Origin of the sequence: Bacillus sp. JJ1521, assembly GCF_036965165.1 — a bacterium.
GTDB lineage: Bacteria > Bacillota > Bacilli > Bacillales > Bacillaceae_L > Ferdinandcohnia.
Genome location: NZ_JBALOX010000263.1, coordinates 1 through 5,412, shown reverse-complemented (window position 1 = coordinate 5,412; position 5,412 = coordinate 1). Strand labels below are relative to the sequence as shown.

The window sequence follows — 5,412 nt, the reverse complement described above, 5'->3', positions numbered from 1 at the left end:
ATAACAGGAATTCCGATGGCGCAACTGGCTTCAAAACTTGTGCTTGGAAAGTTATTACAGGAAGTCAGCTCAGAAGCTGGCTTATTACCAGATTTACCATACTTTACGGTGAAATATCCAGTCTTCTCAACTTATAAATTGCTAGGTGATCCAACGGTTGGACCCGAAATGAAATCCACCGGTGAAGGAATTAGTATAGCAGCAACGATTGAAGAGGCCTTAACAAAAGTTTTCCATAGCTATTTTCTTTCAAAAAAAGGTGCAGACGAAATTGTTATCGATACGGAACTGATTTTAGCAGAATTAAAGCAGTTTGCTGGGGAAATGGGACTAAAAATAATTGCGTCTCCTGACATTTCAGAATGGATTAAGAGCGATAAAGCATTAGCATTTGTAAGTCTAATGAATAATGAAAAATCTAAAATGAATAAAATAGAGGCAAGTCAGAAGCGCATTCACGTTTTTACAGAAATCGAGACATTATACGCATTTTTAAAAGCATTCCGAGATACTCACTTTTCAGTCATGTCTATTCAAGAACTTAGGGGTTCAATTAATAAAGAGAAAGAAGTGTTTACCAAATGACAACTACTTTAAAACATAATGTAAGTAAGGCGTTAAAGGGAAAGGATTTACTCACTCTTATCGATTTAACGAAGGAAGATATAATTGCATTATTAGACTCAGCCATTGAAATCAAGCAGAAGCATAAAAATGGGGAAAATACACCCTATTTAAAAGGGAAAACGCTAGCGATGATTTTTGAAAAGCATTCAACCCGCACAAGAGTTTCATTTGAAGCTGGAATGCTTCAGTTGGGAGGAAATGCAATCTACCTCAATAGCAATGATATGCAGTTAGGTAGAGGGGAATCAATTGCTGATACAGCAATGGTTTTATCTGAGTATGTTGATGCAATTATGATTCGTACATTTGAGCATGAGAAAATTGAGGAGCTTGCAAAGTTCGCAAATATCCCAGTTATTAATGGCTTGACTGAAGACTTTCACCCTTGCCAAGCCTTAGCTGATTTACTAACGATTTATGAACATAAGAAAAGCTTTGAAGGAAGCAAGCTCGTCTATGTTGGAGATGGCAATAATGTTGCCCATTCATTGATGATTGCTGCGGCCAAGGTTGGATTAGACTGTACGGTTGTTTGTCCACCTCAATATGCTCCGAAGGCATTTGTTGTAAAGAAAGCAAAAGAAATTGCTCAGGAGACAAATGCGGTCATTGAGGTTAGCCATGATCCAGTCGCGGGTTTAAAAGGTGCTGATTTTATTTATACAGATGTTTGGGCAAGCATGGGGCAAGAGAAGGAACAACAAGAAAGAATGCAAGCGTTCATGCCTTATCAAGTAAATTCAAAGCTTGTAAGTGCTGCTAATGAAGATTATATTTTCTTACACTGCCTACCTGCACATCGTGGCGAAGAAGTAACTGCCGAAGTGATTGATGGACCACACTCACTTGTGTTTGAACAAGCAGGGAATCGTCTACACGCTCAAAAAGCCGTTTTAAAAGCAATAATGGAATAAAAAACTTTGAGCCTCAGCCATCAATGGTGCTGTGGCTTTTTTCATGATTTTGATTATGAGTGGGAATAGTAATCTTGAAGTGAGTGTTCAAAGAGGAGGATGAAAAGGACCGCGTCGACAAAAGCGCCACGTCCGCATGTCTTGTCGACACTAGCATATCCTGTGCGTCGAAAGTTCGAGGCGGCGCAGTTTTGAGTAGCGGAACGTATGTAGTGGATACGTGAGCAGACGATTTTGCACGCTGGAAAAGTGGTTTCCTTTTCCAAGGAAGGGAAAAACAAGCCAACGAGCTTCCACAGGATGTGGTGACTTCGACGTTTGACACAGAACGTGTCAGTTTTTAGTCGAAGTTTCGCTATCTATGCGTAATTTTCACCGGACTTTTTGAACAACCTCTTGTACTACTATTCCAAAGGAGGATTATGATGGGGCAAAGTCATGAATTTCGTGCAGGGCAAAAAGCACCGAATAATGGGATTTATGTTGAAATTGGCGAAACAGGGGATATGGTTAAGAACCCGAAAAGTGTAAAATTAAGTGCCGGTGACTCATTCCCAGAAAACTCTAATGACAACCGCAAATGGACATATAAAAGAAAGCCTTGAGTTAGACAAACAAAAAAAGACCCAATCGGGTCTTTTTTTGCATATTAATGATTAGGTTCCTCTACAGGTTCATTTGGAATAACAGATCCTAAAATAATGATTAGGGCTGTAACAATAACTGCTACGATTGAAGCTGTCTTAAAAGAATATGTAGCCGCCTGCATTGATCCAATAACATATGAAGCCATTTGGATTAAGAGGAATGTCCAAAAGAATGTCCAAAAATAACGCAATGTCTTCACCTCATTAAACACAATTATGTAATTAGTTTACCACAATTGTTACTTGATAGAAAAGATATTTGTAGGCATTTCCCTCATTCATCTTTAATTCCACAACATACACTAATAACGAAGGACGAAAATCAGGAGTAGGAGAAGAGATCAATGGTACAAAACAAACTTTTTTTCAAGCTTGATACGGAGTGGTCTGCTCTTCATTTGCCAAAACGTCCAAATGGCTTCGCTGTTTTAATCATTGGGGATAAAACAAATTTTGTGGAAGAGAACTCAAGCTATTGGATTCAAAACTACGGAAGGTCTCAAATTCTTGAATACCTTAAGGATGAAGGGTATACAGTCTTTTACTCAAACTTATACGGTGCAAACTGGGGAAATCCGGCATCCGTCAAATTAGCGACACAGCTCTATCACATCATTATGAAACGGGAAATCCTCAACAACCGTATTCATATTTTGGCGGAAGGTATGGGTGCATTAACAGCAATGCAGTTAAGTAACAGACTGAAAAGCGAAATTCGCTCGATGGCTTTCCTAAATCCATGCATTGATCTAGTGGCACATATCGATAATGAAAGAAAAAATAAATTTTTTTATAAAAAGCTGATTAAGGAAATTGCACGAGCATATCAATTTGACGAACGGGAAGTTGAAACAAATATTGAAAAATTGGCACCAAGAGATCATTTACTCTTTCCAAATATCCCAATCAAAATATGGCATAACACAAATGAAAAGACCTACATTCCAGAACTTCACAGTAAGAAATACCAAAGCGACGGAAATAAGATGGTTACGTTAAGCTATCATCTTAGTGAAAATATATATGCATTTAGTCGCTCCATTGGTAGCTTTTACAAAGAAAATGAAAAAGAATTATAAAAAGTCCCGATACATTTGTAGAATCGGGACTTTTTATTTGCCCACAAGCATACGATACTTTAAGAAATTGTATAGGAGATGTTACAAGTGAAGAATGTTATATTATTCGACGCTTTCTCGTTTGTAGGATATGGACTCTGCTGTAGAATGATAGACAAAGAAATCCATGTAGTTGGAGTAGATACTAACCCAAAGGAAAATACCTCTGAAGAAGATAAAATGCTTCGAATCGGACGTAATGCCTTTTTTGAATTTATGGAGCTACCGAAAGCAATGGCGAACCAAACTAAGTTCGCACAAACAGACGCCGTGATTTATCCGTGGTATGGTCCAAACTCCTCAGATCGCGTTGAAGAAAAAGGGGAAATACTTCAATCAGTACTTAAATACTGTAATGAAGCAAATACAAAGCTCATTCTGGTTTCTGCCCATTCGTTAGACCGGAATAAAAAAGATGAAATAGACGCCGAACTTAATGAAAGTTGGTATTCCAAAATTAATATCGATAATAGTTTATGCGAGCACCGAAAAGTTCGAACAAAAAATATTGAGTTTTTGTTTACATTAATTGATTTTACGAATAAAGAGATAGCGGAAGGAATCAATATAAAAAATGAACATGAAGAGTGGATTTTCCAAAACTTTTATGCCTAGATACCACTTTTGCTTTCCAATTAGTAAAAAGTACAATAAAATATACTATGATTGGATGTTTTTGTTTTTGAAGGAGTTGTAGTCATGCAAAAGTTGTTTAGGTGGGTGACACTCTTATTTCTATTATCCATCCTCGTATCTTGTGGACAAACAGATGCCAAGACCGGGGTTGCAAAAGTAGGCTTATTAGTACCGGATACAATTGATGATCAAGTTTGGGGTACTGAAGGATATAAGGGGTTATTGCAAATAAAATCAAAATTTCAGGTTGATGTTTTTTATAAAGAAGGAATTATTTCTGAAGCTGCGACACGTACAGCCGTGAAGGAATTTGTAGATAAAGACGTTAATTTAATATTTGGTCATGGGAGCGAATATGCTAATATTTTTAATGAAATTTCAGATGAATACCCTGATGTCCATTTCATTTTTTTTAATGGAAATACGAAAAAAGCGAATGTTACAAGCCTAAATTTTGATGGGCATGCGATGGGCTTTTTCGGTGGTATGGTCGCTGGGAAAATGACGGATGCAAATAAAGTCGGGATCATTGCTGCATATGAATGGCAACCGGAGATCAATGGATTTTATGAAGGTGTGTTATTTCAAAATGACGAGGTTGATGTAGATATTGGCTATGTTCAAAACTGGGATGACAATGAAAAGGCTATTTCAATCGCAGAGAAAATGATAGCTGATGGTGTCGATATTATTTATCCTGCCGGGGATGGGTTCAATGTCCCTGTAATTGAAAGACTCAAAGAAGAAGGTCTATATGCGATTGGTTATGTTTCAGACCAATCTGACCTAGGGAAAGAAACGGTATACACTAGCACGGTACAGCATGTTGACCAACTTTACTTATTAGTTACAAGTAAATTTGATAAGGGCGAACTCGCTTCTGGAACTCTTTATTTTGATTTCCAGGACGATGTTATTTCAATGGGTACCTTTAGCCCGAAGGTAGACGAAAATTTTATAAATGAATTAAAAGCTTATATTAAAGAATATAAAGAAACAGGGGACCTTCCTTCAAAATAAAAGAAGCTATCACATGTGGTGATAGCTTCTTATTTTTTTCGAAAATAATCAAGGAATGGAGAAAGAGAAAGGTTCTTAAATGCTGGCTTAATTTTGTCGATTGAAGTCATAATCTCATCGATTTGGCCCATCAATTGATTGAAATCTACCCCATCTTCTGGCTTTATTTTTGGAGCTTCATTCTCACCTTTCTTAGCCCGCGAACCAAACATTAGTCGATCAAACCGATCCCTCTCGGAAGAACCGCTCTCTTCTTCTGGCTTATTATCAAAAGTCTCTTGCTTATCACTCATCATTTTTCACCAACTTACAATTTTAATTTCATTACTATAATCTTATGTATCATTGCACAAAATGAAATAGACCTCTATCACATAAAACACTAGGCAAACGTGGAATCTTAGAAAAAATAAAACCAAAGAGTTGATAACGATGAAAAAATGAATTAAA

Annotated in this window: 7 protein-coding genes and 1 pseudogene; 6 read left to right on the top strand and 2 right to left on the bottom strand. The window is 37.1% G+C overall.

Annotated elements, in window-relative coordinates; all coding sequences use genetic code 11:
* From V7147_RS24315 to V7147_RS24305, 3 genes and pseudogenes are all read left to right on the top strand, one after another.
* Positions 1–585 (top strand): annotated as a pseudogene (locus tag V7147_RS24315) (carbamoyl-phosphate synthase large subunit); the annotation flags it as partial.
* Positions 582–1,541: an ornithine carbamoyltransferase gene (argF, locus tag V7147_RS24310; RefSeq protein ID WP_335370372.1), complete on the top strand. Its 960-nt coding sequence runs from the start codon at positions 582–584 to the stop codon at positions 1,539–1,541. The pseudogene V7147_RS24315 and the gene argF, both read left to right, overlap by 4 nt.
* A 425-nt stretch (positions 1,542–1,966) precedes the next feature.
* A complete protein-coding gene (locus V7147_RS24305) occupies positions 1,967–2,146 on the top strand; it encodes a YjzC family protein (protein ID WP_335370371.1) in 180 nt (59 codons plus the stop codon).
* A gap of 44 nt (positions 2,147–2,190) precedes the next feature.
* Here V7147_RS24305 and V7147_RS24300 read toward each other — a convergent pair whose 3' ends face one another.
* A complete protein-coding gene (locus V7147_RS24300) occupies positions 2,191–2,379 on the bottom strand; it encodes a YjzD family protein (protein WP_335370370.1) in 189 nt (62 codons plus the stop codon).
* Between the two features lie 153 nt (positions 2,380–2,532).
* Here V7147_RS24300 and V7147_RS24295 point away from each other — a divergent pair, with 153 nt between their 5' ends.
* The 3 genes from V7147_RS24295 (at position 2,533) to V7147_RS24285 (ending at position 4,962) form a co-directional block, all read left to right on the top strand.
* The gene (locus tag V7147_RS24295; protein ID WP_335370369.1) at positions 2,533–3,267 is read left to right on the top strand and encodes an alpha/beta hydrolase; all 735 of its coding nucleotides are present in this window, start codon (positions 2,533–2,535) and stop codon (positions 3,265–3,267) included.
* Between the two features lie 87 nt (positions 3,268–3,354).
* Positions 3,355–3,921: a hypothetical protein gene (locus tag V7147_RS24290; protein WP_335370368.1), complete on the top strand. Its 567-nt coding sequence runs from the start codon at positions 3,355–3,357 to the stop codon at positions 3,919–3,921.
* A gap of 84 nt (positions 3,922–4,005) precedes the next feature.
* Positions 4,006–4,962, top strand: coding sequence for a BMP family ABC transporter substrate-binding protein (locus V7147_RS24285; RefSeq protein ID WP_335370367.1), 957 nt, complete (start codon positions 4,006–4,008; stop codon positions 4,960–4,962).
* A 29-nt stretch (positions 4,963–4,991) separates the two neighbouring features.
* Here V7147_RS24285 and V7147_RS24280 read toward each other — a convergent pair whose 3' ends face one another.
* Positions 4,992–5,255, bottom strand: a complete 264-nt coding sequence (locus V7147_RS24280) for a hypothetical protein (protein ID WP_335370366.1) — start codon at positions 5,253–5,255, stop codon at positions 4,992–4,994.
* Positions 5,256–5,412 lie beyond the last annotated feature (157 nt).

Excerpts from the sequence above, each read along its gene's own strand:
- argF (WP_335370372.1), top strand. The coding sequence starts at position 582 with ATGACAACTACTTTAAAACATAATGTAAGTAAGGCGTTAAAGGGAAAG.
- V7147_RS24305 (WP_335370371.1), top strand. The coding sequence starts at position 1,967 with ATGGGGCAAAGTCATGAATTTCGTGCAGGGCAAAAAGCACCGAATAAT.
- V7147_RS24295 (WP_335370369.1), top strand. The coding sequence starts at position 2,533 with ATGGTACAAAACAAACTTTTTTTCAAGCTTGATACGGAGTGGTCTGCT.
- V7147_RS24285 (WP_335370367.1), top strand. The coding sequence starts at position 4,006 with ATGCAAAAGTTGTTTAGGTGGGTGACACTCTTATTTCTATTATCCATC.
- V7147_RS24280 (WP_335370366.1), bottom strand. The coding sequence starts at position 5,255 with ATGAGTGATAAGCAAGAGACTTTTGATAATAAGCCAGAAGAAGAGAGC.